This window comes from Novosphingobium sp. NFX11 (assembly GCF_057376415.1).
Window position 1 is genome coordinate 1,890,856 of the sequence record NZ_CP080384.1, and the last position, 26,166, is coordinate 1,917,021.

Here is a 26,166-nt window from a genome sequence, read left to right on the forward strand (position 1 = left end):
ATGGCCAAGTCGCAGAAGAAATCGAACCGCGAAGTCCGCAAGCCCAAGGCGGCAAAGCCGAAGACCAACGCGTCGAAGCCGACCGAAAAGCCGGGCGTGGTCGCCGGTCTTCAAAACATGAAGCGCTAAGGGAGCAGCAAAATGCGCATGTCAGCAACTTTCTGCAGAGAGCAAGAAGCGCTGCAGCGCGCCAAAGCCCTCAGCGAGCCGCTCGAAAACCGCCGGGGTATCGCGATGGCTGCAGCGAAAGCGTGGGAGGCGGAGGCCATCTCGGCCGAAAAGCGCGACGCCAAACTGACCCCGCTCGACAAGCTCGATACTGCCATCGCCCGGCAGTTCGCGCTCGAGGCAGGCGGGGACAGTGACGGCCAGCGCATCAGTCACGGATAGGGGTGACGCCGCCGCTTGCGCACCGTGGTCGTTGCGGGGCCGCCGATGTCACGGAAAATGCCAAATCCCTTGCATTTCCGCCCCCTCGCGCGTAATGGCCCCGGGTCCCGAAAGGCATCTGCCTCAGGGGCGCCGCGAACGGCATCCGGCCGCCGCGGCAGTTCGGCCCCTTTGGCCCGTTTTCCTGCATGGTGCAGGTAGCGGAGAAAAGACCGGCGGACACAACCGCCAGGCCGGAAAAATCGAACGAAGGAAATGTGTTGATGGCATCTGTTGCCAATCCGACCCGCGACGATTTCGCGAAGATGCTCGACGAGCAGCTCGGCGGCGTCGCTGACGACGGCTTCGAAGGCCGCGTCGTCAAGGGTACCGTCACCGCGATCGAGAACGACAAGGCCGTCATCGACGTGGGCCTCAAGAGCGAAGGCCGCGTGTCGCTGCGCGAATTCGCTCGTGGCGAAGACGACCACGGCCTGAAGGTCGGTGACGAAGTCGAAGTCTACGTCGACCGCGTCGAGAACGCCGACGGCGAAGCGATGCTGTCGCGCGACCGTGCACGCCGCGAAGCCGCCTGGGACAAGCTGGAAAGCGAGTTCGGCGAAGGCAAGCGCGTCGAAGGCGTGATCTTCGGCCGCGTCAAGGGCGGCTTCACCGTCGACCTCGACGGTGCCGTTGCATTCCTCCCCGGCTCGCAGGTCGACATCCGCCCCGTGCGCGACGTCACCCCGCTGATGGATGTGCCGCAGCCCTTCCAGATCCTCAAGATGGACCGTCGCCGTGGCAACATCGTCGTGTCGCGCCGCGCCGTGCTCGAAGAGACCCGCGCCGAACAGCGCAGCGAGCTGATCGACAAGCTGAGCGAAGGCCAGGTCATCGACGGCGTCGTCAAGAACATCACCGACTACGGTGCGTTCGTTGACCTCGGCGGCATCGACGGCCTGCTCCATGTCACCGACATGAGCTACAAGCGCGTCAACCACCCGAGCGAAGTGATCGCCATCGGCGACACCGTGAAGGTCCAGATCATCCGCATCAACAGCGAAACCCAGCGCATCAGCCTCGGCATGAAGCAGCTGGAAAGCGATCCGTGGGAAGGCGCTGGCGTCAAGTACCCGGTCGGCGCGAAGCTGCAGGGCACGGTCACCAACATCACCGAATACGGCGCCTTCGTGGAGCTGGAAGCCGGGATCGAGGGCCTCGTCCACGTTTCGGAAATGTCCTGGACCAAGAAGAACGTCCACCCGGGCAAGATCGTTTCGACCTCGCAGGAAGTCGAAGTGGTCGTTCTCGAAGTCGATCTCGGACAAGCGCCGCATCTCGCTCGGCCTGAAGCAGGCCCAGCAGAACCCCTGGGAAGCGTTCGCAGAGCGTCACCCGGTCGGCTCGCAGGTCGAAGGCGAAGTCAAGAACGCGACCGAATTCGGTCTGTTCATCGGCCTCGACGGCGACGTGGACGGCATGGTTCACATGTCGGACATCGCATGGGGCATCTCGGGCGAAGACGCGCTGGCTCTGCACCGTAAGGGCGAGCAGGTTTCGGCCGTGGTTCTCGATGTCGACGTCGAGAAGGAGCGCATCTCGCTCGGTATGAAGCAGCTTGAGCGTGGCGCTCCGGCCGCCGGCGGCGCCTCCTCGGCTGCCGAAGGCAACCTGCGCCGCGGCCAGGTCGTCACCGTCACCGTTCTCGAAGTTCGCGACGGCGGCCTGGAAGTCCAGGCTGGCGACGATGGCGCCACCGGCTTCATCAAGCGTTCGGACCTCGGCCGCGACCGCGACGAGCAGCGCCCCGACCGCTTCCAGGTCGGCCAGAAGCTCGACGCCATGGTCACCGGTTTCGACCGTTCCAAGAAGCCGAACTTCTCGGTCAAGGCCCGCCAGCTGGCCGAAGAGAAGGAAGCAGTCGAGCAGTACGGTTCGTCGGACTCGGGCGCTTCGCTCGGCGACATCCTCGGCGAGGCTCTGAAGGCGCGTTCGTAAGAACGGTCTTCGGCTTCATCGAAGCTGAAACAGTGAAGGCCCGTCCGGAGCGATCCGGACGGGCTTTTGCTTTGGGGAACCGCGATGCCCCGCCCGCTTTGTTCCTGCGAGCCGGGCAAGGATCGAAAACCATGCAAGCCACTCCCTTCCTCATGTTCCAGGGCGATGCGCAGGAAGCGCTGATCCTGTGGAAGCGTGCGTTTCCCGATCACATCGAGGTTGCGGAACTGGAGCGCCACTCCGGCGGCGAGGCGCAGGGCAAGCTCTCCTCCGCGCGCTTCACGCTCGGCAGCACCGAGTGGCGGGTGTTCGACAGCCCGATCCCGCACGCCTTCACCTTCACCCCCGCGACGTCGATCTTCGTTGACTGCGAGGACGAGGCGCAGCTTCGCCACGCCGCGAAAGTCCTGGGCGAAGGCGGCAAGGTGATGATGCCGCTGGACGGCTACGAGTTCGCGGCTCTGTTCACGTGGCTCAGCGATGTGCATGGCGTCAGTTGGCAGCTCTCCCTGCCCTTTCCAGAGCCCGACTGAGGACCTACATCGCTCCCGCAAGGAGAGTGACATGCTCGAAGTCCACCAGTTCCCGTGCCTGTCCGACAACTACGGCTACCTGCTGCACGATCCCGTGAGCCGGGAAACCGTCTGCATCGACACCCCTGACGCCGATGAATATCTGCGGCAGGCGGGCCGGAAGGGCTGGCAGATCACCCAGATCTGGAACACCCACTGGCACCCGGATCACGCAGGCGGCAATGCCGCGATCAAGGCGGTCACCGGCTGCCGCGTAACCGCTCCGGCCGGGGACGCGGACAAGATCGAGGCGGTCGATCGCACTGTCGGTCAGGGCGACATCGTCACCATCGGCGACCGGCAGGCTTTCGTGATCGACGTCGGCGGGCATACCAATGGCCACATCGCCTACCACTTGCCCGGATCGTGCATCGCCTTCGTCGGCGACGCCCTGTTCGCGCTCGGCTGCGGCCGGATGTTCGAAGGCAACCCCGAGCAGTTCTGGGCGTCGCTCAAGCGCCTCAAGGCCCTGCCCGGCGAGACGATGATCTACTGCGCGCACGAATATACGGCGTCGAACGCCCGCTTCGCGCTCCATGCCGATCCCGACAACGCCGACCTCCAGGCCTACGCCGAGGAAATCACCCGCCGCCGCGACAAGGGCCTGCCGACGGTGCCGACCAAGCTGGAGCGGGAACTGCGCACCAATCCCTTCCTGCGCGCCGACGACCCCGCCCTCCAGAAGCGCTGGGAACATTCCGGCGACGCGGTGGCGACGTTCGCAGCGCTGCGCAGTGCGAAGGATCTCGTTCTGACCGTGCTGAAAAGCGTCGCCGCCGCGCTCATGGCCCTGCCGCTCGCTTCCTCGCCTGCTCTCGCCGCCGAAGTCATCGTATCGCCCACGCCGCTACCGCCCTCGCATGACCGGCCGCGCGTATTCCTCGGCGGCAGCATCGAGATGGGCGTCGCGCGGGACTGGCAGGCGGACCTGATCGCCGCGCTCGCCGACCAGCCCGCGATCCTCCTCAACCCGCGCCGCCCGGACTGGGACCCGGCTTGGAAGCCCGTGGCCGAGGAGCCGCACTTTCGCCAGCAGGTCGAATGGGAACTGTCCGCGCTCGACAGTGCCGACGTGATCGTCATGTACCTTGCGCCCGGCACGCAGAGCCCGATCAGCCTGCTCGAACTGGGCCTTCACGGGCGCAGCGGCAGGATCGTGCTGCTGTGCCCCGACGGCTTCTGGCGCAAGGGCAACATCGACATCACCGCCGAGCGTTACGGCATCACCCGGGTCGCGGCCTTCGAGGACCTCGTCTCCGAAGTCCGCGCCCGGTTGAAGCGCTGGAAACCGGAATAGCCCTTCAGGTCTCCGGGAAGGACAGTGTCTTGTTCAGCCGCTCGATCACTTCGTCGAGCGGCTCCACCACGGTGACCGAACGCCCTTCGCCGAAACGGATGCGGGTGCCTTCGGTCACCTGGGACACGAATGTCACCTGCGAGGCGTTGATGGCGGTCGCGGTACGGTCTGCCCCGGTTAGCTTCACGAACATATGACACCTCTCCTGCTTATTATTGGAGGGTCAGACTAGTGCGGGATCGCTCATCGCGAAAGAGGGCTTCGCGACGCCGCCTCCGACATAAGACCTGACGCACCAGCAACGAATGCGACACGTTCCAGCCATATCGCCGCGCCATGAATTCGTGCCTCGCCCGCCTCGCCCTGATCGCAGCCGCCGCGCTTTGCGCACCTCTCGCGCATGCAGAGACGACGCAGGACGAGCAGGCCTGGATCAACCTGACGGCGATGGGGCCGATCTCCGGCGACGTGGTCTATTTCGCCGAGTTCCAGCCGCGCATGGGCGACGGCATCTCGCGCCTCGACGCGCTGCTGCTGCGCGGAGCGGTGGGCGTGAAGCTGTCCCGGTCGGCGACGCTCTACCAGGGCTATGCGCATGTCATCACCCCTGTCGACGGCGGCCGCGACATCAACGAGGAGCGCAGTTTTCAGCAGTTGAACCTCGCGCTCGGCAAGCCCTTCGGCGGCGAACTGTCGTCACGCACGCGGCTGGAGCAGCGCTGGCGCTCTGACGGCAGCGACGTGGGCTGGCGACTGCGCGAGATGATTCGCTATGAACATCCGCTCAAGTCGGGCAGCGATGCGGTGAACGCGCTGGTCTATGCCGAAGGTTTCGTGGCGTTCAACGACACCGACTGGGGCGCACGCAGCGGCTTCGACCAGCTGCGCAGCTTCGTCGGTGCGGAAGTGGGCCTTCCCGGCGCCTCGACGCTGGAACTGGGCTATCTGAATCAGACCATCGATCAGACCCGCGGACGCACACGAATGAACCACGTGGCGTCCGTGACGCTGTTCTACCGGCACTAAATCCTCCTTGTCGCGAAGCGATGGGGAGGTGGCAGCCCGTCACGGGCTGACGGAGGGGTTTCCCCTCCACCACCCGCTACGCGGGCGGGCCCCCTCCCCATTCCTGCGGAACGAGGAGGATTCACCGGCTTCAGAACGGCAGGTTGTACAAACGCACCGCGTTGTCCTGCAGCACCTTCTTGCGCGTGGCGTGGTCATAACCGCCCAGGACGTCCTTCAGGTGCTCCTGCACGCCCGGATAGAGCGAGGTCGGGTGCGGGAAATCGGTCTCGAACATGACGTTGTCGACGCCGATGATCTCCAGCAGATACTTGGGCGCGATCTTCTCGAACCAGAAGGTGCAGAAGAAGTGATCGCGGAAGTAGTCCCAGGGCTGCTTCTTGAGCACGTCGCGCTTGATCGGCAGCATTTCGCGGAACTGGTGCTCCAGCGCCTCGACCGCGAAGGGCACCCAGCCCGCGCCGCTTTCGATCAGGCCGATCTTGAGCTTGGGATGCCGGTCGAGACGACCCGAAACCATCCAGTTGCCCAGCGTTGCCGCGTTGCCGATCGAGAACATCGTCGCCACCACCGACAGCGTCTGCTCGAACTGGAAGCCTTCCCAGGTCAGGGTGTTGGGATCGATCGCCGCATTGAGGTGGAAGTTCAGCGGCATGCCGGTCGCCTCGCACATCTCGAGGAACGGCGTCCAGTAATCGTAATTGAAGCTGGGCACGCCGACGCGCTCGGGCGTGTCGGGCAGCACGAAGCCCTTGAGGCCGATGTCGTGGCAGCGCTTCGCCTCGGTTTCCAGCGCCTTCTGGTCCCAGAACGGCAGGTGCGCCATGTTGAAGATACGCTGGCCGGAAGTCTCCTGGAACTCGGCCGAGGCGTCGTTGTAGATCTGGATGACCTTGAGCGCGAGGTCGAGGTCGCCCAGGCTCATCAGCGAACCGGCCTGCGTCACGCCCGAATTCTGGAAGCAGATCTGCGCATGGACGCCCATGTCGTCCATCGCCTGCAGGCGCGCCTTGAGTTCGTGGCCGCCGGGGTGCGCCTGTTCCAGCTTCGGGAAGGCCAGCCGCCCGAGCAGCTTGTTATTGTCGGCGCGGATGACGTTGCCGCCCAGCGTGCCGAAGTCACGGTCGCCCACGAACCAGCGGTCGGTGCCATTGACCCGCTCCACGCGCGGCATCTTGTCCTTCCAGCCCGCCGGTGCGCGGCTGGTGAAGAGGTCCGGCGCCTCGGTGATGTGGGTGTCGGTATCGACGATCTTAATACCTTCGAACATCGGATCGAGACCGCCCGACTGCGAGGCATAGTCCACCTCGCGAATCACGCCGCCTTCGGTATATCCTTCCGCCGACCAGTACTTGCGGGCGTTTGCCGCCATCTCCTGCGCGTCAGACTCGGCCATCACTCAATCTCCCGAAAAACAATTGCCTCTCATTTCGCAACCGGGCCGGGTTCGCACAATCGCGCAGGGCAACGCCGGGACGATGACTGGCATTGCGAGGCGCGAGACGGCGGGATTGCGTCGCTTGTCTCGCTTGCGGCCCTCTTGTTGCGGAGCGGCCATCCCGGCATCTATTCATCCGGGAGACGAACATGCCACAATCGCGAACGCTTGACGACATCCGCGTGGACTACGAAGCGCCGGACAACGTACCGAAGGACCGCATCGTTGATCTGTCCTTCGCGAACGGCAGCGAGCCTAACGACCTCGTCGATCCCTACGAGCCCTTTGCGTGGCTCAACGGCGAGGATATTCCCCGTCTGCTCTACAATCCGCCGATGCGGCATGGCCTCGGCGCGATTTCGGGCAACCAGCGCGGCAACTGGGTGGTCTCGCACTATGCCGACATCGAGCGGGTCTATACCGACAACGACCACTTCTCGAACGCCGGGACGGCCGAGTTCCAGCGCCTGATCGGCGAGACCTTCAAGTCGATCCCTCTCGCCATCGACCCGCCGGACCACCAGAAGTACCGGCTCTATCTGATGCCGTATTTCAGCCCCGCGCGGATCACCCGCGAACTGGAACCGCGCATCCGCAAGGTCGTCGTCGAGATGATCGATGCCGTCGCCGGCAAAGGCGAAGTGGACATGGCCTGGGACTTCGGCCGGGTCTACCCGGTGCGCATCTTCATGGGCCTGATGGGCTTTCCCGAAGAGATGTTTGAGCAGTTCCTCGATTGGGAGTGGGAAATCCTGCACTCGGGCGACCTTGCCAGGATGCAGGCGGCGCTGCGCGGGGTACTGGATTTTCTGCGCGCTTTCATTGCCGAGAAGGAGCGCGAGCCGGACGACCATCTCGTCTCCGCGATCGTTCATGGCAGGATCGGCGACCGCGCCCCGACCGAGGACGAGAAGATCGGCATGGTGTGGTTCCTGTGGCTCGGCGGTCTCGATACCGTGGCCGCGACGATCGCGCAGATGTTCCGGCGCATGGCGCTGCAGCCGGAAATCCAGCGCGCGATCCGCGAACGGCCGGAACTGATCAACGGCGCGGTGGAGGAATTCCTTCGTACGCAGCCGATCCTCTCGTCCACGCGGACGGCGACGAAGGACTTCGAATGGCACGGGGTTCAGGTGCGGAAGGGCGATTCGTTCCAGTGCCTGAACCCGGCGGGGAATTTCGACCCGGCCCGCTTCGACGATCCGCGAAAGTTCGACCCCGAGCGCAAGGCCAACCGGCATTTCACATTCGTCGGCGGCGTCCACATCTGCCTCGGCGCGCACTTGGCGCGGCGCGAACTGCGGGTACTGCTGGAGGAATGGTTCAACCGTATTCCCGAATTCCGGGCGAAACCGGGGGCGGATACGACGGTGTTTCCGGGGCTGCTCTCAATCCGCAACCTGCCGCTGGTGTGGGATGCGGGTGCATGGTCGTCCCGCACTTGATCCCGGATCGCTGGCGGTCTTCAGCAGGCCCCTGCTCTGACGGTGACGCTCTTCGTCATACCGGCGAAGGCAGGCACCCATTTCTTGACAGTGCCTGTTGCCTGCCCATCAGTTAGGTCCCCGCCTTCGCGGGGATGACGGGTAAAGGATGGAACTCTGGAGGCATCCACAGCCGGCCGCCCCTGACGGTCCCGCAACGTCAGCCCTGCACTTCCTTCAGCGACGGCTCCATCCTGTAATCGGGCAGCCCGTCGAGCGCATTGCGCAGCGCCTCGCTCCAGCTCGTCGAGACGGACTGGAAATATGGATCGGAAGCATCGATCCGCCGCTCGTGACGGGGCGTGAAGTTGTCCCGCTCGATCACCAGCAGGTCGAGCGGCAGGCCGACCGAGAGGTTCGCCTTGAGGGTGGAATCGAACGACACCGTCATCAGCTTCACCGCACTCTCGAAGCTCATGTCGCGGTCGTAGCCGCGGATCAGGATCGGGCGACCGTACTTGGTCTCGCCGATCTGGAAGAACGGGGTGTCGAAGCTGGCCTCTATGAAATTGCCCTCGGGGTAGATGAGGAACAGGCGCGGCTCCATGCCCTTGATCTGGCCCGCGACGATCATCGAGGCGCTGAAGGTGCCGGCGGCCGCCTTCTGGCCGTTGTCGGTGGCGCGTTCCTCGATGATGTCCTGCAGCAGGTTGCCCACGATCGAGGCGACCTTGAACATCGTCGGTGCCTCGAGCAGCGAATTGTGCCGCTCGGAAGGGGCCTTGGTGCGCTCTTCCAGTTGACTGATGACCGCCTGCGTGGTGGCGAGGTTGCCCGCCGTCATGACCGAGATGATCCGCTCGCCGGGGATCTCCCAATGCACCATCTTGCGGAAGGTCGAGATGTTGTCGACGCCCGAATTGGTGCGCGTGTCGCTCATCAGGACGAGCCCGCGATCCAGCATCATGCCGACACAATAAGTCATGGTACTACGTCAAACCCCGTGCAAACCCGTGCCGCCCGTACCCCACCGTGCAGTGAGGGTCTAGCTGCCTTGCGTCTGCTGCTGCCCGCCTTGTGCGGACTGCTGCTGCTGCATTCCTACCCGATTCTCATCTACCGATAGATGAACGTCGAGTCGGGTTTCTCCCGCCCCCATGGCAATACCGGTGACGGGCGCGGCTTCTGAATAGTCGCAGCCCGTCGCCACGCGGATATAGCGCTCGTCCGGGCAGATCGCGTTGGAAACGTCGAAGCCCACCCAGCCGAGCCCGGGCACATGCGCCTCGGCCCAGCCGTGGCCGGCCTCCTGCTCGACGCGGTCGTCGATCCGCAGGTAACCGCCGACGTAACGCATCGGCACGTCGAGCATGCGTCCGGCGGCGATGAAGATATGCGCGTGATCCTGACACACGCCCTTCCCCGCCGCTAGCGCCTGTTCGGCAGTCGTTTGCGAATCGGTGGTGCCCGTCACGTACTCCACTTGCTCGCCGATCACGCTCGACAGGGTGTGGAGATAACCCAGGAGGTCGGAGCGATCGGCCTCGATTCCGGCGAGGAGCTGCCGCACCTTGGGACCGGGCTTCGTCAACTTCGTCGGCCGCAGGAAGCACCACAGCGGCATAAGCCCGAAGTTCTGGCCGACGACGCCGTTGTTGTCGACCGTCCGGACGGTGCCCTCGCAAGTCACCACCACCTCCGGCACGCCCGGCTCGATCGAGACGAGATCGACATGATTGTAATGCTGGTCCTCGTAGGACGCCTGAGTGGCCGCGCCCTCCAGCGTCATGCGCCAGTCGAGCACTTCCTGCCCGTGTGTCGACTTGGGCTTGAGACGCAGGCGCTGCAGCCCGTGAGTCACCTTACCGGCGAAGGCATAGCGCGTGGTGTGCTTGACGGTCAGGAGCACCCTTGTGCCCTCCTACTCGCTGAACCGATAATCGGCGGCGATAGCGCTGCTGATCTCGATGGTCTTGCCGATGAAATCCTGCAGGAATTCGTGCAGGCCGGTCTCGAAAATCTCCTCGATCGAGGTCTGATGCAGCCTGGCCCCCGCATCGCGCAGCAGTTCGTGCGCCGGAACCTCCACACCGTATTCCTTGGCGAGCCCCGCCATGTTGCTGCGGATCTTGTCATAGCAGAACACAAGGCTGCGCGGGAACTGCCCATCGAGGATCAGGAACTTCGCGATGCCGCGCGGGTCCATCGAACCGGCGTTGAGCCACGAATAGGCTCTGTTTCCGGCCACCGAGCGCAGCAGCGTGTCCCACTGCACGTTGTCGAGGCTGGAGCCCACCCACGCCGCACTCGGCAGCAGCACGTAGTACTTCACGTCGAGGATGCGCGCGGTATTGTCCGCCCGCTCGATGAAAGTGCCGATGCGCGAGAAGTTGAACACCTCGTTGCGCAGCATCGTGCCCTCGAGCGCGCCGCGCACCAACGTCCCGGTGCGGCGGATCTCGCGCAGCACTTCACCCAGACTCGTCTCGCGGACCGGCCGCGCGAGCAGTTCGCGCAAGTTCATCCAGCCTTCGTTGGTGGTCTCCCACACCGCGTTGGTCAGGCTGGTACGCACCACGCGCGCATTGGTCCGTGCGTTCTCGACCATCGCCAGTACTGAACCGGGATTGTCCTTTTCGCGCAGCAGAAAATTGAACACCTGTGGGCCGGTGAACTCGCTGTGGGTTTCACAATAGGCCTCAAGCTGGCCGGTCGTGGTGAGGACCGACTTCCACTCCTCGTCCTGCGACTGGCGACTGCCCCGCGTCAGCGCGAGGTGAAAGCCCACGTCGATCAGCCGTGCGGTATTCTCCGCGCGTTCGAGATAACGGCTCATCCAGTAGACGCCGTTCGCGCCTCGGCCCAGCATCAGTTCTTGCCCCTGCTCATATCCACCGCGCTCATTCGTCCAGCACCCAGCTGTCCTTGGTGCCGCCCCTTGCGAGGAATTGACCACCAGCGATCCCTTCTTGAGCGCCACGCGCGTCAGCCCCCGGCGTGATGTCGATTCCGTCGGGCGATACGAGCACGAAAGGCCGTAAGTCCACGTGCCGGGGCGCGAGGCCCTCCTTGGTGAAGATCGGCACGGTCGAGAGCGAGAGCGTCGGCTGGGCGATATAATTGCCCGGCTTGGCGCGCAGTTTCTGCTCGAACTCCGCGATCTCCTTTTTCGAGGAAGTCGGGCCGATCAGCATTCCGTAGCCGCCCGAACCGTGCACTTCTTTGACGACGAGGTCCGCAAGGTTGTCGAGCACGTAGCCTAGCGAATCCGCCTCCGAACAGCGCCAGGTCGGCACGTTCTGGAGGATCGGCTTCTCGCCGGTGTAGAATTCGACGATCTCGGGCATGTAGCTGTAGATCGCCTTGTCGTCGGCGATGCCGGTGCCCGGAGCATTGGCGATGGTGACGCCGCCCGAACGGTAGACGTCGAAGATGCCCGCGACGCCCAGCACCGAGTTCGGATTGAAGGTCAGCGGGTCGAGGTAATCGTCGTCCACCCGGCGGTAGATCACGTCGATCGCCTTGTAACCGGTGGTCGTGCGCATGCATACACGCCCGTCCATGACGCGCAGGTCGCTGCCCTCGACCAGTTCCGCGCCCATCTGGTCGGCGAGGAACGCGTGCTCGAAATAGGCGGAATTGTAGATGCCCGGCGTCAGCACCGCCACGACCGGCCGCTTGCCGCCCTTGTAGGCCGCCGGGGCGCAGGCCCGCAGCGAACGGGCGAGGCGGCGCGGATAGTCGGAGACGGGGCGTACCGGAACTTTAGTGAACAGTTCCGGGAACATCGCCATCATCGTCTCGCGGTTCTCCAGCATATAGGAGACGCCGGAGGGCGTGCGGGCGTTGTCTTCGAGCACCATGAAGTCGTCCGGCCCGGTGCGGACGAGGTCGATGCCGACGATATGCGTGTAGACCCCGCCCGGCGGCGTGAAGCCGATCATCTGGCTGAGGAACGCCTCGTTGTTGCGCAGCGCCTCGATCGGCAGGCGGCCGGAACGGATGATCTCCTGACGGTGGTAGAGATCCTGAAGGAAGGCGTTGATCGCCCGCACCCGCTGCTCGATCCCGCGCGTCAGCTTGCGCCATTCGCGCGCGGTGATGATGCGGGGGATCATGTCGAAGGGGATCAGGCGTTCCTCGCCCGCGTCATCCCCGTAGACGTTGAAGGTGATGCCGATGCGGCGGAAGAAGCGCTCCGCCTCTGCATCCTGCCGCCTGAGCCAGGTGGTGTCCTGACCGTCGAACCATTGGCGGAATTCTTCGTATGCGGGACGTACTGAGCCGTCCGCGTTGAGCATCTCGTCGAAGTTCTTGCTGCCCGCAGTCGCCATTGTGACTCCCTGTTGACCAATTGATGCAACAGGAATCAGGACTTGCCAAGCGCTCTCGCTGCAAGTGCGAAATAAATTTAAGACGACGGTGAAAGCGGTGAAATCAGAGCGATTCTGATCGTTAATGTGCAGCGGTGTCTTGCATCGCCAACAAGCCCCGCGCCGTTAGATCTGCCCGCAGCGCCTCGGCGCTGTCAAACTGATGAACCTGCCAACCCAGCTCCCGTGCCGAGGCGATGTTGGCGGCGTTGTCATCGATGAACAGCATTGCCCGCGGATCATGGCCGAAGCGCTGCGCGGCAAGGTCGAAGATGCGCGCATCGGGCTTGAGCAGTTTCTCGTCGCCCGAGACGACGATGTCTCCGAACAGGTCGAACAGCGGCTCTCCGGCGCGGTATTCATGCCAGAACGCGCTAGCGAAGTTGGTGATGGCGAAGAGCGGGACGCCGCCCGCAGCCAGTTCGCGCACGATCTCGTGGCTGCCGGGGACGTTGCCGGGGATCGTCTCGCCGAAGCGCGTGGCGTAGGCGTCGAGCAGGTCGTCGTGCCCGGGAAATTCGGCCTTGCGGGCGGCGACCATCTCGGCGAGGTCGCGGCCGCCGTCGTGCTCGACGTGCCAGTCCTGCGTGACGACGTTGGCCATGAACCAGTCGAGCCGGTCGGGCTCGACGATCAGCTTGCCGAACAGCAGGCGCATGTCCCACTCGATCAGCACCTTGCCGACGTCGAAGACGACAGCATCAATTCCACGGACAGCAGACATGACAAGACCCCCGCGATCGGCGGGGGCCTCATGCACGCGACGAAACCGTCCGCCTGTTATCGCCCGCCGAAGCGGGCGGACAGGATCAGCCCTGGCGGGCCTTGAAGCGACGGTTGGTCTTGTTGATGACGTAAGTACGGCCGCGACGACGGATCACGCGGTTGTCCCGGTGACGGTCCTTGAGCGACTTCAGGCTGTTGCGAATCTTCATGGTCTATCTCGTCCGTGTCATCGTGGCGGTTACCGACCGCCGGAAATTCGAAGTGGCGCCGTTAGTGGTAGCCCGCGACAAAGTCAAGTGTTGCGGGCCGTTGCGGGCACCGGTGCCAACGCCTATCTTCGTTCAGGCGCGGGCAAGTTGTGGCCCGCATAAGATAAAACTCGGGCGCGACGCCACCGAATTCGGACCGGAACACGATGAAATTTCTAGAAGCCTCGGGGAAAATGCTCAAAGGCGCAGGAATCGCCGCAGGGATCGCAGCCTCGTTGCTCGCTTCCTCGGCGCAAGCCCAGTACGGCCCCGGCTGGGGCGGCGGAATGGGTGGCGGCTGGGACCGGCCCGGCTGGGGCGGCTCGATGCTCGATCTCGCCGCGCATGCAGACCCGGTCCAAAGATCTGCGCGAAGGTCATGTCGAAGTAAGCCGCTTCGTCTCGCCCGACGCCGCTGCGGTGGCCGAACTGGGCCATGGTCCTGTCTCGGTCGAATCGGAATCGGGTGACGGTGCCTGGGTCGAGGCCGGCGCGCGGCGCGCCTACGAGGCCGCGATCGTCGATGCTCTGGTCGGCGCCGGGTACGACACGCTCCATCCCGACACGCCGCAGCCGCAGATTACCAAGCTGCGTATCTCCCGTCAGGTGCTCACCCCGGCCGAGGAAAAGCGCAGCCCGGTCAGCGGCACCGCCGCTATGGAAGTGGGCACTTACGGGCAGGCCTATGGCCTGGGCATCAACATCGACATGACCAAGCCGCGCTCGGCCCTCGTCTCCACCCGCCTCGACGCGCAGATCGTCGATCGCGCCAGCGGCAAGGTGCTGTGGGAAGGCTACGCCACGATCGCCACCCGCGAAGGCGACGACAAGTGGCCCGACGGCATGATCGCCACCAAGCTGGCGGGCGCCCTCTTCGACAACTTCCCCAAGGCCGACGCGATCGGTCCCGACGGGGTCGGCCGCGCGGGATAAAGCGGAACTGCAACACCCCGAGGCGGGTTACATAATGTCCGCTCAGGCCGAGCTTGTCGAAGCCCCTCGGCAGGGCACTGAGGCTGGACCATAAGGCCCCGCGAAGAGGACTTCGAAATCATGCGCACCCTGCCCGCACTGCTTGCCCTCACCGCCGCGCTGGCCCTCAACGCCTGCGTCGCGCCGGTCGGCCCGGTCGAAGTCACCCGCTTCCACGCGCCCGACATGTCGCGCCTCGGCCGCGGCACAATCCGCGTCGAGCCCGCAACCGGGCAGGCCGACAACCTCGAATTCCGCACTTATGCCGCCGCCGTGGCGCGTGAACTGACGCGCATCGGCTATACCGAACCGCTTCCCGGACAGGCAGCCAGCGCGCAAATCGCGTTGCTGACGCTGGAGCGCAACACCTACCAGCCGCAGCGCTCGAACAGCCCGGTGTCGGTCGGCGTCGGCGGCGGGACCGGCGGTTATGGCTCGGGCGTGGGCCTCGGTATCGGCTTCGATCTTTCCGGCAAGCCCAAGGAGCAGGTCGAGACACGCGTGTTCGTCTCCATCCGCGATCGCGCCGCCGCGCCCACTGCCACCGCCTTGTGGGAAGGCCGCGCCGGCTTTGTGGTACGCGGCGATCTCGCCACTGGCACAGGCCCCGCTCGGCTCGGCGAAAGTTGCCGAAGCGCTGTTCAAGGGGTTTCCGGGACAGTCGGGCGAAACTATTCAGGTAAAATGACCGACATCCAGATCACCGCTTCGTTCGATTCCGGCAACATCGAAGTCCTCTCCGTCTCCGGCCCCGAGGCGAGCCTCGCGATCCGCAAGGATCACGAATCGGACTTCTTCCAGTGGTTCCACTTCCGCGTCTCCGGCGCGGCGGGCCGCGAACTGGTGCTGCGCATCAACGGCCTCAACGGCTCGGCCTATCCGATGGGCTGGCCGAACTATGACGCCGTCGTCTCCGAGGACCGCGAATACTGGAGCCGCGCGGAAAGCACGTTCGACGAAAGCCGCGACGGCGGCACCCTTACTATCCGCTACGAGCCGGTCGGCGACCTCGCATGGTTCGCCTACTTCGCGCCCTATTCGATGGAGCGTCACCACGACCTCGTCGCCGCGATTGCCGGTGCTGACGGCGTGTCGCATCGCTCGCTGGGCCTGACCCTCGACGGGCAGGCGATCGACTGCCTCGACATGGGCGACGGGCCGCTGCAAGTCTGGCTCTACGCCCGCCAGCACCCCGGCGAATCGATGGCGGAGTGGTGGATGGAAGGCGCGCTAGACCTGCTCGCCGATCCCGCCAGCTCGGTAGGCCGGGAACTGCGCAAGCGCTGCACCCTGCACGTCGTTCCCAACGCCAACCCCGATGGCTCGCGCCGGGGGCACCTGCGGACCAATGCCGTAGGCGTGAACCTCAACCGCGAGTGGGCCGAACCCACGGCCGGGAAGTCCCCCGAAGTGCTGGCGATCCGTGATGCGATGGACGCAACAGGCGTCGACTTCGCCATGGACGTCCACGGCGACGAAGCGATCCCGGCGGTATTCCTTGCAGGGTTCGAGGGCATCCCCTCGCTCAAGCAGGAGCAGCAGGCAGGCTACACCCTTTACGCGGATTTACTGGAGCGCCGCACGCCCGATTTCCAGACCAAGGTGGGCTATCCCCTCACCCGGCCGGGCAAGGGCAACCTGACAATGTCCACCAACCAGTTGGCCGAGCGCTACGGCGCCGTGTCGATGACGTTGGAAATGCCATTCAAGGACCACAACCCCGCCGCCGACAAGGCGCAGGGCTGGAGCCCGGAACGGTCGGCACAGCTGGGGCGCGACTGCATGGCCGCGCTGCTGGAATGGCTGGTGGAGCGCGAAACGGCCTGAGTGTCATTTCATTGTCCCGGACTTGCTCCGGGACCGCCCGCCGTGAACTGCCGAACTGACGGCGTATAAAGCGGGGCTTCGACAAGCTCAGCCTGAGCGGATTTGAGAGAATATCTCGATGCCGCTCAGGCTGAGCTTGTCGAAGCCCCCGCCGATGGCAGGTACTAAAGACAGCCACTGGTCCCGGAGCAAATCCGGCACGAAGGCATCCTAGAACGCCGCTCGGCGACGCTCCTCGCGCACGGTGCGGCGTGCCCAGTGCGGCTCGGCGAGTTCCACGCCCAGCGCGCCGACGATGGACTGGAGCAGTACCCAGCCCTCGCCCCAGTCGCCGCGCGGCTCGTCGGCGATCGGGCAAGCCCCCAGTCATTCGCCAGCCGCAGCATCGAGCGCTGGGCAGAACCGTCGAGATCGGCGACGAGGAACGAGGTGAACGGCAGCGGCTGGCGCGGGCAGGCACCAAAGGCTGCCAGGCGCGGGTCGGCGCCCGGAAGGTCCACGTTGGGCGCATCGACGATCAGCGCGCCGATTACCGGGCTTTCTGCCCCGGACACCTCGAACTCCACCCACCAGGCAAGTGCCAGCGCGGCGATGTCGTCGGTCACAATCACTACCGGCCGATCGGCGCGGCGGATCGCAAGGTTCAGCTTGTTCACCCAGGTATTGCGGTGCGGCTCATCCCAAAGGCCGAGTTCCACCACGCGGCAGTGCTCGCTCCATTGGGCCCAGCGGCTCATCCAGTGTTTCGCAGTCAGCGGCGTACCGGGCACCAGCAGGATAAGCGGCGTCTCGCGTTCAGGGAAATTGCGAAGCGTTGCCATGGGAATCTCCAGTTGATCGAGCTTCCGCCGGTCGACTCTATGTGTCCCGACTGGCCTGAAGGTTATCTCAACTTGAAAGATAGACAATAGGAGATGCGACGGATGGTGCCTGCCCGTCGCCATACGGGAACGGGTGTTCAGCCCAGGTTCGCAGGTCCGAAGGCGTAAGGCAGCAGTTCGGAGAGCCGGGTTTCCAGCACGCCTTCCGCACCGTCGCACCAGACCACCGGGTCAGTGCCGCCAAGCTGCGCGATCTCGTTGATGATCTGGCGGCAGCGCCCGCACGGTGTCACCTGAGGTCCCTGCCCGGCCGCGCCCGGCGCGCCGCCGGTGACCGCAAGGGCCTGCAACTGCGGCCGGTCGCCCTTCGCCAGAATTCCGGCGATCGCGACCGTCTCCGCGCAGAGCGACAGGCCATAGCTCGCGTTCTCCACGTTGGCGCCAGTCACCACGGTACCATCGGCCAGCAGCAGCGCTGCCCCGACATGAAAGTTGGAATAAGGCGCATAAGCTCCGGCAGCGGCCTTACGGGCGGCCGCCATCAGGGTGTCGCGGGTGTCGTCGTTCATGCCGGTGGTCATGGCAGCACGACTACCCAGCGCAGCCCCCTTGCGCAACCTCGTTGGCGAGCGAATGGTTCGCCGTCCACATCGTCCAGGGCCTCCCGGCATAGCCCGGCTCGAAGCGATCCTGCACCAGCCACAAGTTGCGGTCGAGCTTGTGCGCGATGGTGTAGCGCGACTGAAAGGCCGGCGTGACCTTCAGGATCACCGGCTTGCCCGCGTGAGTCTCGACCTGGTTGAGGAAGGTCATCAGTTCGCTCTCGACCCGGGCGTCGGAGACTTTCACCGGGCAGTTGTCGGCCAGCATGTCGAGTTCGACCGCGGGCGGCAGCAGCTTGGGGTCGCGCGGCACGGTGGTGACGAAGTTGGCCGCCTGCGTGCCGGCCGGCTGGCATGGATCGTAGCGGTGGAGTGCCCCCACCTGCATGCCTGCCGCCTTGGCCGCCTCGAAGTTGTCGACGAAGGCGGGATCACGGGCGAAGGCGCTGGCGCTCGCGTCGATATAGGCGAAGTCGGCGCCGATGGCCTTTAGCGACTTCCAACTGACCTCGCCGTCATCGACGCCGATCTCGACGCCTTGTAGCGGGTAGACGGCGCGCTCCGGCGTCCAGTGACGCAAGTGCCACCAGCCCCATGCCCCGGCGACGATCGCCACGAGCGCGAGGGCGCCCAGCGCGCGCCGCAACAGCCCCCTGCCGCCCGAAGCGGTCCTTGTCTTGCGTGCCACGATGTCCCCTTCAGCCGCGGATATGCAGGACGCAGATCAGCGTGAACAACCGCCGTGCCGTGGGGTGGTCGGTCTCGACCTTGCCCTGCAGGCGTTCGAGCAGCAGTTCCGATGCCTCGTTGTGGATCGCGCGGCGGGCCATGTCGATGGTTTCGATCTCCTGCGCGGTCGCCTTGCGAATCGCCTGGTAATAGCTCTCGCAGATCGCGAAATACTCGCGGATCGGCCGCCGGAATCGGGCGAGGCCAAGCACGAGCGTCTCCAGCGCCGCTCCGTTATCGGCGGTGATTTCCAGCGACAAGCGCCCGTCCTGTACCGAAAGCCGCAACCGGTAAGGACCCTCGTGCCCCGCCTCCGACGAGCGCAAGGGCTTGAAGACATTGTCTTCTATGAGATCGAAGATGGCGATGCGCCGTTCCTGCTCGATATCGGCATTGCGCCACAGGATGGTCGCATCGTCGAGTTCGATGTGGGAGATACGCGGGTCGGCCATTACGGCACGCCCTTTACGCGGTTGCGGCATGGGCGGGCAAGTGGGCTTAGTTCCAAGAAAACCCACCCCCAACCCCTCCCGCTTGCGGGAAGGGAGCGAGACTTGGGCCGCAGGCCCTAGTCGCAGAGGGGTGGGCAGCGCCGCACACAGCCCACACACATCCACAGCTTGTGGATTAATATCCCTCCCCGCCTGACTTGTTCGCGCAGCGCTGCCGGAGCATTGTCCGGCGCTTATGGTCCAGCCTGTTGCCCTTGCCCGTACCGATGGTGCGGAAGTCCGAACCCTGCCCGCGAACGTCGAGGCGGAAGCCGCCTTCCTGGGCGCGGTCCTCATCGACAACCGCGTGATCGAGGAACTGCAGACCCCGCTCACCCCGCTCCATTTCTTCGAGCCCGTCCACGGCCGCCTCTACGAACGCATCCTGCAGCTGCTAGACCGCAAGGCGGTGGTCACGCCGGTCACCCTGCGCCCTTATTTCGAGGCCGACGAATCGCTGAAGGCGCTGGGCGGCGTCGCCTATCTCGCCCGGCTGACGGCGGACGGCCAAGGCCTGCTCGCCCCGCGTGAGCTGGCCGAGCAGATCTACGATCTCGCCCTGCTGCGCGAACTGATCTCGGTCGGTCGCAATCTGGTCGAGAGCGCGATGGATACCTCCGAATCGGTCGAACCGATGGAGCAGATCGAGCACGCCGAAGCCGCGCTCTACAAAGTGGCCGAAGGCGCCGCGACGCAGAACGAGGCCAAGAGCTTCGGCTCCGCCACCCGCGTCGCGATCCAGGCGATCGAAAAGGCGTTCAATTCGGGCGGCCACATCTCGGGCAAGACCACCGGCCTCACCTCGGTCAACCAGAAGATCGGTGGCCTTCACGATTCCGACCTTATCATCCTTGCCGGGCGTCCCGGCATGGGCAAGACCTCGCTGGTCACCAACATCGCCTTCAACACCGCGCAGCGCTACGTCGACGACACCGTGCGCGACGGCATGCCACACGAGAAGTCGGTGGGCGCGCCGGTGGCTTTCTTCAGCCTCGAAATGAGCGCCGACCAGCTGGCGACACGTATTCTGGCCGAGCAGTCCAACATCAGCTCCGAAGCGCTGCGCATGGGCAAGATCAGCCGCGAGGACTTCCAGTCGCTGTCTTTCGCCAGCCAGCGGCTTGCCGAACTGCCGCTCTACATCGACGACAGCCCGGGCCTGACGATCGCCGGCCTGCGCACCCGCGCCCGCCGCCTCAAGCGCCGCCACAACATCGGCCTCGTGATCATCGACTACCTGCAGCTGCTGTCCGGGTCGGGCCGCGCCAACGACAACCGCGTGAACGAAATCTCCGAGATTTCGCGCGGGCTCAAGACGCTGGCCAAGGAACTGGGCGTTCCGGTGATCGCGCTCTCGCAGCTCAGCCGTGCAGTGGAACAGCGCGACGACAAGCGCCCGATGCTGTCCGACCTTCGCGAATCGGGCTCGATCGAGCAGGACGCCGACATGGTCTGGTTCGTCTACCGCGAAGACTACTACGTGAAGGCGACCGAGCCCAAGTTCCCCAGCGACACCGACGGCATCGACGTCAAGGACAAGTGGGAAACCTGGCGCGCCAAGATGGAGGAGGTCACCGGCCTCTCCGAACTGATCATCGCCAAGCAGCGCCACGGCGCCACCGGCAAGGTCCGCCTGCGCTTCGAAGCACGCATCACCAAGTTCTCCGACCTCGCCCCCGACGACATGCGCGCCGCATTCGAAAGCGACTGACCGCGCAAATCCTCCCTCCCGCGCAGCGATGGGGAGGTGGCAGCGCGAAGCGCTGACGGAGGGGGTAGTGCTTTCCTCCACCCCCGCTTCGCGGCGGTCCCCCTCCCCATTGCGATGCAACGGGGAGGATGCCAGAACGAGAGCGCATGACCGAGACCCGCGTTCTCCTCATCGCCGGTGGCTCCGGCTCCATCGGCAGCGCCATTGCCCGCCTGGCTCTGGATCAGGGCTGGAAAGTCGCGCTTCACGGCCGCAGTCCCGAGAAGCTGCAGGACATGGTGGTCGATCTTTCCGATTTTGGCACGATAGACGGCTTCGCTGCCGACATATGGGAGGAAGACGCCGCCGAAGTCCTCGTTGCCGAAGTGGCCGAGCAATACGGCCGCATCGATGCCGTGATCGACTGCACCGCGACCGGCCCGCAAGGTATTACCGGCCTGTTCCCGGGCACCTCGCCGGAAGTCTTCGGCGATTTCCTCAAGGTCTCGATCGGCTGGATCGAACGGCTTGCCCATGCTGCCTACGATATGCTGGCGCAGCAGGGCGGGACGCTGATCGCCTTCGTTTCGGATGCGGGTATCTATGCGGCGCCGCGCCAGACACTGATCGGCGCAGCACGGGCCGGGACCATAGGCTTCATCCGCAACTTCGCCGTCGAGGCCGCGCGCGACGGCATCCGCGCTCACGTCATCTCGCCGAGCTATGTCGAAGGCAGCGAGAGCGCGCGGCGCATGGGTTCCGAACGCATGGCCAGGGCAGCGCAGCGAGCGGGCCTCGGCCTCCCGACCGCCGAGGACATCGCTCCTCTGGCGCTGTTCCTGTGCGGTGACGGGGCGCGGCGGATGACCGGGCAGGTTCTGAGCGTGAACGGCGGCCTGAACGCCTGAAATATCAGGCCGTCTGCGGCTCCAGCATCGAAGGCGCGACGCGTCCGCGCATCATCAGCGCATAGGACGCCAGCGCAACACCCACGCCGACGAACCACGCATATGTATAGATCACCGACCACACCTCTCCGAATCCGCCGAACAGGCCCGGCGCCGAAACCTTGAGGAAGCCCGGCACATTCGGCGCGATGCCCAGCGCCAGCGCGATCAGCGCGCGCGGGTTCCAGCCATTGCCGTACACGTAAGGGCCGGTCTCGCTGTAGAGGCCCTCGACGTCCAGCTTTGTCTCGCGCACCAGCCAGTAGTCGGCGATCAGGATGCCGGTGATCGGCCCGAGCAGCGCGCCGTAGCCGGTCAGCCACGTGAAGATGTAGCCATCGGTACTGGCCATCAGCTTCCACGGCATGATGACGAGGCCGATCACCGCCGTGATCAACGCGCCGGTGCGGTAGGAAATGCGCGAAGGGCTCAGCGAAGCGAAGTCGTAGGCCGAGCACACGAGATCTCGCCGCGATGTTGCACGACACCGTATCGACCGCGATGACGATCAGGCCCAGCAGCACGAACGGTCCCGACAGCGTGCCCGCGAGTGCCACCGGGTCCCAGATCGCATGGCCGTAGATCACCACGGTCGCCGATGTGGTCATGACGCTGATCAGCGCGATCAGCCCCATCGTCGGCGGCAGGCCCAGGGTCTGGCCGATCATCTGGTCGCGCTGGGTCTTGGCGAAACGGGTGAAGTCCGGGATATTGAGCGCCAGCGTGCCCCAGAACCCGACCATGGCGGTCATCGCAGGCAGCCAGACCGCCCAGAACTGCCCTTCCTTCGCCCCGCCCGGCCCGAAGGCGGACGGCGCTGAGAAGATCGGGCCAATCCCGCCGGCCGCATCGATCGCCCACCACAGTAGCGCCACGCACGCCACGATCTTGAGCGGCGCGGTCCAGGTTTCCAGCCGCCGGATCGTCAGCAGCCCCTTGCGCACGAACAGCAGCTGCACCAGCCAGAAGGCCATGAAGGCCAGCAACTGGCCCAGCCCGATCCCGAAGAACGGCAGCGGCGTCCCCGCAGGTCGGCGCCGAGGAAAATGCCCAGCAGCGTCAGCAGCGCCTCGCCCCCGATCCAGGTCTGGATGCCGTACCAGCCGCAAGCGACGAGCGCGCGAGCGAGTGCGGGAAGCCGCGCCCCCACGGTGCCGAAGGAGGCCCGCACCAGTACCGCGAAAGGCACGCCGTAGCGCGTTCCGGAATGCCCGATCAGCAGCATCGGCACAAGGATCACGACGTTTCCCAGCACCACCGTAAGCGCCGCCTGCGTCGCCGACATGCCCTGCTCGATCAGACCGGCGGCAAGCATCCACGTCGGAACGGCGACCACCATGCCCACCCACAGCGCCGCGAAGTGCCACCAGCGCCAGTTTCGCTGCGTTGCGTCAGTGGGCGCAAGGTCCGCGTTCCAGAGGGTATCATCCCGTCCCGTGCCCCCGGCCGCCTGCGTCTGTGCGTGATCCATCTGGCCCCCACCGGTGTCTGGAAAGGACGAAGAATGCCGCAGCGCAGCATGGCGTCAAGCCCCTGATTTCATCGCTCTCCGGCAGACGGAGACGGGCTTTCAGATCGCGCGGCGCATGTAACGCGCGTCCGGCCCGTAGCTGGCGAGCTTGCGCCCTAAGGCTTCGTCCGCAGCGACCGCCGCAAAGCCCTGACCCTGCCAGAACGCCAGGGTGTCGTTGACCGAAACCAGCGCAACCTCCTGCCCGCCAAGCGCGCGCAGGTCTTTGAAAAGCCGGCGCACTGCGGGACCTGCATGTCCCAGTCCGCGCGCGTCCGCATGCAGGGCAAGATCATGAAGGTAGAACGCCTCCCGCTCCTCCGGCAACGTGCCGAGCAGACTGTCGAGCGGAGGTATGGCCCCAAGCGGCCACGGATAAGCGACGAGGTAACCTTTCACGCCTGCCGTCACCGGATCCGCCAGCACGAAGCAGCCCGGCGCGAACAGCGCGAACCGCTCCGCGAAACACGCCCGCGCCTCGAAATGGTCGGGGAACGCCGTGCGCGCCACGTCCACGACGCCGTCGATGTCTTCGGCGCGCATCGGACGCCAGCGCAGGACGCTCACAGGCCGCGCACCCATGCGGAGATCCGCTCCAGCGCCTCGTCGAGCACGTCGTCGGGCTTGGTGAAGCACAGGCGCACGATATGACTCGGGGGCGCCCTGCCCATTCTGGCCGCTCTCATACAAGGCGCTGACCGGAACCGTCGCCACGCCCGCCTCGCGCAGCGCCCGCTCGCTGAATTCGCGGTCGGTCAGAGCGATGCCGGATGCGGCGAGGTCGATGCACAGGAACCACGTAGCAGCGTTAGGCAGGACGGCTAGCCCCACCGCCTCCAACCCCGCCTTGAGCCGGGCACGGGAAGCCGCCCAGTCGGCGTGCAATCCATCGAGAATGTCCACCCGCTCCAGCCCTTCGGCGACGGCCCATTGCAGTGGAACCGCCGTCGTGAACGTGAGGAACTGGTGCACCCGCGCGAGCGCAGAACCGAGGTCTCCCTTCGCAGCCATCCAGCCGATCTTCCAGCCGGTAAGGCCGAAGATCTTGCCCGCCGAGCCGATCTTCACGACCCGCTCCGCCATGCCTTCGCAGGCCATCAGCGAGCGATGCGCCGCGCCGTCGAAGCGCACCTGCTCCCACACCTCGTCGCAGATGGCGACAAGATCGTGCCTGGTGCAGAACCGCGCGATCATCGCAAGCTCATCGGCGCTCGCCACGGTGCCGGCGGGATTGAGCGGATCATTGAGCATGATCGCGCGTGTCCGGGGCGTCACCGCCGCCTCCAGCGCCGCCGCATCGTAACGGAAATGCGGCGGTTGCAGCAGGACCGAGACGGGTACGCCTCCAGCCCGCCGCACCATCGGCGCATAGGCGTCGTAGGCAGGCTGAAACAGGATCACCTCGTCACCCTCGGAGACCAGCGCCAGCACGGCGGCGGCTATGGCCTCGGTGGCACCGGATGTGACAACGACCTCGGACGGCGCAAGGGTTAACCCCTGCGTGCGCGCATAGTGGGCGCAGACCGCCTCGCGCAGCGCGGGAAGCCCGACGCTCGGCGGGTACTGGTTCGATTGTTCGCGCAGCGCGCGCGCCGCCGCTTCGAGCAGGGGCGCAGGCGGCGGACTATCGGGAAAACCCTGCCCGAGATTGATCGCGCGGGTCTCACGGGCAAGCGCCGACATCCGCTCGAACACCGTCGTGCCCATGTCGGCGTAGACGGAATGGATGCGGGGTCTGGTCTTCATCGCCGGCTCTGTGCTCCGATAGGCTGCGCAAGCTCGGCCGATACCGTCATCTTGCGCAAAATGCACGATGCTCGCGCCAAAAGCGACAAGAGGGGGCCGTGGACCCAGCGCCGCTATCCCCAGCATCCAATGAACGTTCCCTTTCGCGCGCCTTCCACATGCGATACCAAACCCATGCATGGATCGCGTGAAAAGGTGATTGAGGTCCGCGTTGAACAGCCTGAGCCGATTCACCGAGCGCCTGCCATTCCTGCCCGACCGGCCGCTGGTCCGTTACACGGTGACCGTCGCACTCTGCCTGTTTGCTCTGTGGCTGCGCTGGTTCCTCGATGCCGCTTTCCCGCCCGGCTACCCGTTTCTGACCTTCTTCCCGGCGGTGATCCTCAGTTCGTTTCTTTTCGGACCGCGGCCGGGCGTCGTCGCCTCCGTCCTGTGCAGCCTCTTTGCGTGGTATGTCTTCATCCCGCCGCGCATGGCCTTCGCGTTCGACGGCGGCACGCTTACCGCGATGGCGTTCTACACGGGCGTCGTGGTGGTCGACATCGCGTTGGTCCACTTCATGCAGGCCGCCAACGCCCGCCTCCATCGCGCCCGAGAGGAAGTACGCGCGCTAGCTGAGGAACGCCGGCAACTGGCCGAGCGTGCCGAACTCCTGTTCCAGGAGATGCAACACCGGGTCGGCAACAACCTTCAGATGGTAGGCGCCGTTCTCTCGCTCCAGATGCGCACCCTAACCGAGCCCGTCGCCCGCCGCGCGCTGTCGGACGCGGCGGGCCGGCTCCAGGTCATCGGCAATATCCAGCGCCAGCTCTATCACCAGGACGGCCGCCTCGTTCCGCTCGATCGCTTCCTCGGCGAAGTCTGCGCCAAGACCATGGCCTCCAGCGCCCGCACCGGGATCACCTGCGCGGTCGAGGCCCAGGAAGGCATTACCCTGCGCCCCGACAGCGCGGTTCCCGTCGCGCTGATCGTGACGGAAGCGATCGCGAACGCCCTCGAGCACGGCTTCCCCAGCAGGAGAGCGGCGCGATCACCGTGCGCCTCGCACGCTTCGGTGACGGCGTGCTGCTACGGGTCGAGGACGACGGGCGCGGCCTGCCGCCCGGCTTCGATCCCGCTTCGGCGCAGTCGATCGGCCTGCGTATATCCCGTATTCTCAGTCAGCAGTTGGAGGGGCAGATTGTGCTGGAGAACGGCGCTCGCGGCACCCGGATGACGCTGGAACTGCCGCTTTCCCGCCTTGCAGAGACGGCCTGATGCGCCTCGGCACGCCCGGCATCGCGGATATCGCGCCGAAACGACGCTACTCCTGCCCTCGCTAGCTTGTGATTCAGCGCCATGCGCCTACATTGGAGCGCGA

The 26,166-nt window shown here is 65.4% G+C and carries 25 protein-coding genes and 7 pseudogenes; 15 read left to right on the forward strand and 17 right to left on the reverse strand.

What is annotated here, in order from left to right; all coding sequences use genetic code 11:
• From KZO24_RS09645 to KZO24_RS09670, 6 genes and pseudogenes are all read left to right on the forward strand, one after another.
• Positions 1-129, forward strand: a complete 129-nt coding sequence (locus KZO24_RS09645; protein WP_256434545.1) for a hypothetical protein — start codon at positions 1-3, stop codon at positions 127-129.
• An 18-nt stretch (positions 130-147) separates the two neighbouring features.
• Complete coding sequence (locus tag KZO24_RS09650) at positions 148-390, forward strand: hypothetical protein (RefSeq protein ID WP_486486106.1); 243 nt, start codon at positions 148-150, stop codon at positions 388-390.
• Positions 391-653: 263 nt separating this feature from the next.
• Positions 654-2,367: pseudogene (rpsA, locus tag KZO24_RS09655) on the forward strand (30S ribosomal protein S1).
• 131 nt (positions 2,368-2,498) lie between these two features.
• Positions 2,499-2,900: a VOC family protein gene (locus KZO24_RS09660; RefSeq protein ID WP_271181734.1), complete on the forward strand. Its 402-nt coding sequence runs from the start codon at positions 2,499-2,501 to the stop codon at positions 2,898-2,900.
• 31 nt (positions 2,901-2,931) lie between these two features.
• Positions 2,932-3,684, forward strand: a pseudogene (gene gloB / locus KZO24_RS09665) (hydroxyacylglutathione hydrolase); the annotation flags it as partial.
• Positions 3,685-3,837: 153 nt separating this feature from the next.
• Complete coding sequence (locus KZO24_RS09670; protein ID WP_486487164.1) at positions 3,838-4,236, forward strand: nucleoside 2-deoxyribosyltransferase domain-containing protein; 399 nt, start codon at positions 3,838-3,840, stop codon at positions 4,234-4,236.
• Positions 4,237-4,240: 4 nt separating this feature from the next.
• Here KZO24_RS09670 and KZO24_RS09675 read toward each other — a convergent pair whose 3' ends face one another.
• Positions 4,241-4,429 (reverse strand): hypothetical protein, encoded by a 189-nt coding sequence (locus tag KZO24_RS09675; protein ID WP_008829093.1) that lies wholly within the window; start codon positions 4,427-4,429, stop codon positions 4,241-4,243.
• Between the two features lie 143 nt (positions 4,430-4,572).
• Here KZO24_RS09675 and KZO24_RS09680 point away from each other — a divergent pair, with 143 nt between their 5' ends.
• On the forward strand, positions 4,573-5,262 hold the full coding sequence (locus KZO24_RS09680) for a DUF2490 domain-containing protein (protein WP_271181737.1): 690 nt from the start codon (positions 4,573-4,575) through the stop codon (positions 5,260-5,262).
• 130 nt (positions 5,263-5,392) lie between these two features.
• On the opposite strand, the gene KZO24_RS09685 is transcribed toward KZO24_RS09680, so the two are convergent.
• Complete coding sequence (locus KZO24_RS09685; protein WP_271181738.1) at positions 5,393-6,658, reverse strand: amidohydrolase family protein; 1,266 nt, start codon at positions 6,656-6,658, stop codon at positions 5,393-5,395.
• A gap of 191 nt (positions 6,659-6,849) precedes the next feature.
• Here KZO24_RS09685 and KZO24_RS09690 point away from each other — a divergent pair, with 191 nt between their 5' ends.
• Complete coding sequence (locus KZO24_RS09690; protein ID WP_271181739.1) at positions 6,850-8,145, forward strand: cytochrome P450; 1,296 nt, start codon at positions 6,850-6,852, stop codon at positions 8,143-8,145.
• A 199-nt stretch (positions 8,146-8,344) separates the two neighbouring features.
• Here the strand turns inward: KZO24_RS09690 and KZO24_RS09695 are convergent, their stop codons facing one another.
• From KZO24_RS09695 to ykgO, 6 genes and pseudogenes are all read right to left on the reverse strand, one after another.
• Positions 8,345-9,109, reverse strand: a complete 765-nt coding sequence (locus KZO24_RS09695) for a proteasome-type protease (protein WP_271181740.1) — start codon at positions 9,107-9,109, stop codon at positions 8,345-8,347.
• Between the two features lie 60 nt (positions 9,110-9,169).
• Positions 9,170-10,033, reverse strand: coding sequence for a transglutaminase family protein (locus KZO24_RS09700; RefSeq protein ID WP_271181741.1), 864 nt, complete (start codon positions 10,031-10,033; stop codon positions 9,170-9,172).
• Positions 10,034-10,045: 12 nt separating this feature from the next.
• Positions 10,046-10,993 (reverse strand): alpha-E domain-containing protein, encoded by a 948-nt coding sequence (locus tag KZO24_RS09705; protein WP_271181742.1) that lies wholly within the window; start codon positions 10,991-10,993, stop codon positions 10,046-10,048.
• A gap of 31 nt (positions 10,994-11,024) precedes the next feature.
• Positions 11,025-12,458 (reverse strand): annotated as a pseudogene (locus KZO24_RS09710) (circularly permuted type 2 ATP-grasp protein).
• Positions 12,459-12,579: 121 nt separating this feature from the next.
• On the reverse strand, positions 12,580-13,221 hold the full coding sequence (locus KZO24_RS09715; RefSeq protein ID WP_271181743.1) for an HAD family hydrolase: 642 nt from the start codon (positions 13,219-13,221) through the stop codon (positions 12,580-12,582).
• A gap of 85 nt (positions 13,222-13,306) precedes the next feature.
• On the reverse strand, positions 13,307-13,432 hold the full coding sequence (gene ykgO, locus KZO24_RS09720) for a type B 50S ribosomal protein L36 (RefSeq protein ID WP_003046794.1): 126 nt from the start codon (positions 13,430-13,432) through the stop codon (positions 13,307-13,309).
• A gap of 384 nt (positions 13,433-13,816) precedes the next feature.
• Between ykgO and KZO24_RS09725 the strand changes: the two genes are divergently transcribed.
• The 3 genes and pseudogenes from KZO24_RS09725 (at position 13,817) to KZO24_RS09735 (ending at position 16,270) form a co-directional block, all read left to right on the forward strand.
• The gene (locus tag KZO24_RS09725) at positions 13,817-14,404 is read left to right on the forward strand and encodes a DUF4136 domain-containing protein (protein WP_486486107.1); all 588 of its coding nucleotides are present in this window, start codon (positions 13,817-13,819) and stop codon (positions 14,402-14,404) included.
• A gap of 120 nt (positions 14,405-14,524) precedes the next feature.
• Positions 14,525-15,131, forward strand: a pseudogene (locus KZO24_RS09730) (DUF4136 domain-containing protein).
• Positions 15,128-16,270 (forward strand): M14 family metallopeptidase, encoded by a 1,143-nt coding sequence (locus KZO24_RS09735; RefSeq protein WP_271181746.1) that lies wholly within the window; start codon positions 15,128-15,130, stop codon positions 16,268-16,270. Before KZO24_RS09730 ends, KZO24_RS09735 begins: the two are co-directional and overlap by 4 nt.
• Before the next feature lie 164 nt (positions 16,271-16,434).
• Here KZO24_RS09735 and KZO24_RS09740 read toward each other — a convergent pair whose 3' ends face one another.
• The 4 genes from KZO24_RS09740 to KZO24_RS09755 form a co-directional block, all read right to left on the reverse strand.
• Positions 16,435-17,091 carry an RBBP9/YdeN family alpha/beta hydrolase gene (locus KZO24_RS09740; RefSeq protein ID WP_486486108.1) on the reverse strand — a complete coding sequence of 219 codons (657 nt, stop codon included), beginning with the start codon at positions 17,089-17,091 and terminating at the stop codon, positions 16,435-16,437.
• 137 nt (positions 17,092-17,228) lie between these two features.
• Positions 17,229-17,660, reverse strand: coding sequence for a cytidine deaminase (locus tag KZO24_RS09745; protein ID WP_285018138.1), 432 nt, complete (start codon positions 17,658-17,660; stop codon positions 17,229-17,231).
• Between the two features lie 22 nt (positions 17,661-17,682).
• Positions 17,683-18,381: a glycoside hydrolase family 25 protein gene (locus KZO24_RS09750; protein ID WP_486486109.1), complete on the reverse strand. Its 699-nt coding sequence runs from the start codon at positions 18,379-18,381 to the stop codon at positions 17,683-17,685.
• A 10-nt stretch (positions 18,382-18,391) separates the two neighbouring features.
• Positions 18,392-18,874 (reverse strand): UPF0262 family protein, encoded by a 483-nt coding sequence (locus KZO24_RS09755; RefSeq protein WP_008829108.1) that lies wholly within the window; start codon positions 18,872-18,874, stop codon positions 18,392-18,394.
• 235 nt (positions 18,875-19,109) lie between these two features.
• Here KZO24_RS09755 and KZO24_RS09760 point away from each other — a divergent pair, with 235 nt between their 5' ends.
• Both KZO24_RS09760 and KZO24_RS09765 read left to right on the forward strand, forming a co-directional pair.
• On the forward strand, positions 19,110-20,624 hold the full coding sequence (locus KZO24_RS09760) for a replicative DNA helicase (protein WP_271181749.1): 1,515 nt from the start codon (positions 19,110-19,112) through the stop codon (positions 20,622-20,624).
• A 146-nt stretch (positions 20,625-20,770) separates the two neighbouring features.
• Complete coding sequence (locus KZO24_RS09765; RefSeq protein WP_271181750.1) at positions 20,771-21,511, forward strand: SDR family NAD(P)-dependent oxidoreductase; 741 nt, start codon at positions 20,771-20,773, stop codon at positions 21,509-21,511.
• Between the two features lie 4 nt (positions 21,512-21,515).
• On the opposite strand, the gene KZO24_RS09770 is transcribed toward KZO24_RS09765, so the two are convergent.
• From KZO24_RS09770 to KZO24_RS09790, 5 genes and pseudogenes are all read right to left on the reverse strand, one after another.
• Positions 21,516-22,010, reverse strand: coding sequence for a cytosine permease (locus KZO24_RS09770; protein ID WP_486486110.1), 495 nt, complete (start codon positions 22,008-22,010; stop codon positions 21,516-21,518).
• A gap of 43 nt (positions 22,011-22,053) precedes the next feature.
• Positions 22,054-22,524 (reverse strand): annotated as a pseudogene (locus KZO24_RS09775) (cytosine permease); the annotation flags it as partial.
• Entirely contained in the window at positions 22,476-23,021 is a 546-nt protein-coding gene (locus KZO24_RS09780) for a cytosine permease (protein WP_486486111.1), read from the reverse strand. The gene KZO24_RS09780 and the pseudogene KZO24_RS09775, both read right to left, overlap by 49 nt.
• Positions 23,022-23,120: 99 nt before the next feature.
• Entirely contained in the window at positions 23,121-23,642 is a 522-nt protein-coding gene (locus KZO24_RS09785; protein ID WP_271181752.1) for a GNAT family N-acetyltransferase, read from the reverse strand.
• A pseudogene (locus KZO24_RS09790) lies at positions 23,624-24,806 on the reverse strand (aminotransferase). The gene KZO24_RS09785 and the pseudogene KZO24_RS09790 overlap by 19 nt, the downstream one beginning before the upstream one ends.
• A gap of 280 nt (positions 24,807-25,086) precedes the next feature.
• Between KZO24_RS09790 and KZO24_RS09795 the strand changes: the two are divergent.
• Positions 25,087-25,626 (forward strand): annotated as a pseudogene (locus KZO24_RS09795) (DUF4118 domain-containing protein); the annotation flags it as partial.
• A 242-nt stretch (positions 25,627-25,868) separates the two neighbouring features.
• Positions 25,869-26,063 carry an ATP-binding protein gene (locus KZO24_RS09800; RefSeq protein WP_486486112.1) on the forward strand — a complete coding sequence of 65 codons (195 nt, stop codon included), beginning with the start codon at positions 25,869-25,871 and terminating at the stop codon, positions 26,061-26,063.
• Positions 26,064-26,166: the final 103 nt, after the last annotated feature.

Excerpts from the sequence above, each read along its gene's own strand:
- KZO24_RS09645 (WP_256434545.1), top strand. The coding sequence starts at position 1 with ATGGCCAAGTCGCAGAAGAAATCGAACCGCGAAGTCCGCAAGCCCAAG.
- KZO24_RS09650 (WP_486486106.1), top strand. The coding sequence starts at position 148 with ATGTCAGCAACTTTCTGCAGAGAGCAAGAAGCGCTGCAGCGCGCCAAA.
- KZO24_RS09660 (WP_271181734.1), top strand. The coding sequence starts at position 2,499 with ATGCAAGCCACTCCCTTCCTCATGTTCCAGGGCGATGCGCAGGAAGCG.
- KZO24_RS09670 (WP_486487164.1), top strand. The coding sequence starts at position 3,838 with ATGGGCGTCGCGCGGGACTGGCAGGCGGACCTGATCGCCGCGCTCGCC.
- KZO24_RS09675 (WP_008829093.1), bottom strand. The coding sequence starts at position 4,429 with ATGTTCGTGAAGCTAACCGGGGCAGACCGTACCGCGACCGCCATCAAC.
- KZO24_RS09680 (WP_271181737.1), top strand. The coding sequence starts at position 4,573 with ATGAATTCGTGCCTCGCCCGCCTCGCCCTGATCGCAGCCGCCGCGCTT.
- KZO24_RS09685 (WP_271181738.1), bottom strand. The coding sequence starts at position 6,658 with ATGGCCGAGTCTGACGCGCAGGAGATGGCGGCAAACGCCCGCAAGTAC.
- KZO24_RS09690 (WP_271181739.1), top strand. The coding sequence starts at position 6,850 with ATGCCACAATCGCGAACGCTTGACGACATCCGCGTGGACTACGAAGCG.
- KZO24_RS09695 (WP_271181740.1), bottom strand. The coding sequence starts at position 9,109 with ATGACTTATTGTGTCGGCATGATGCTGGATCGCGGGCTCGTCCTGATG.
- KZO24_RS09705 (WP_271181742.1), bottom strand. The coding sequence starts at position 10,993 with ATGCTGGGCCGAGGCGCGAACGGCGTCTACTGGATGAGCCGTTATCTC.
- KZO24_RS09715 (WP_271181743.1), bottom strand. The coding sequence starts at position 13,221 with ATGTCTGCTGTCCGTGGAATTGATGCTGTCGTCTTCGACGTCGGCAAG.
- ykgO (WP_003046794.1), bottom strand. The coding sequence starts at position 13,432 with ATGAAGATTCGCAACAGCCTGAAGTCGCTCAAGGACCGTCACCGGGAC.
- KZO24_RS09725 (WP_486486107.1), top strand. The coding sequence starts at position 13,817 with ATGCAGACCCGGTCCAAAGATCTGCGCGAAGGTCATGTCGAAGTAAGC.
- KZO24_RS09735 (WP_271181746.1), top strand. The coding sequence starts at position 15,128 with ATGACCGACATCCAGATCACCGCTTCGTTCGATTCCGGCAACATCGAA.
- KZO24_RS09740 (WP_486486108.1), bottom strand. The coding sequence starts at position 17,091 with ATGGCAACGCTTCGCAATTTCCCTGAACGCGAGACGCCGCTTATCCTG.
- KZO24_RS09745 (WP_285018138.1), bottom strand. The coding sequence starts at position 17,660 with ATGAACGACGACACCCGCGACACCCTGATGGCGGCCGCCCGTAAGGCC.
- KZO24_RS09755 (WP_008829108.1), bottom strand. The coding sequence starts at position 18,874 with ATGGCCGACCCGCGTATCTCCCACATCGAACTCGACGATGCGACCATC.
- KZO24_RS09760 (WP_271181749.1), top strand. The coding sequence starts at position 19,110 with ATGGTCCAGCCTGTTGCCCTTGCCCGTACCGATGGTGCGGAAGTCCGA.
- KZO24_RS09765 (WP_271181750.1), top strand. The coding sequence starts at position 20,771 with ATGACCGAGACCCGCGTTCTCCTCATCGCCGGTGGCTCCGGCTCCATC.
- KZO24_RS09780 (WP_486486111.1), bottom strand. The coding sequence starts at position 23,021 with ATGGATCACGCACAGACGCAGGCGGCCGGGGGCACGGGACGGGATGAT.
- KZO24_RS09785 (WP_271181752.1), bottom strand. The coding sequence starts at position 23,642 with ATGGGTGCGCGGCCTGTGAGCGTCCTGCGCTGGCGTCCGATGCGCGCC.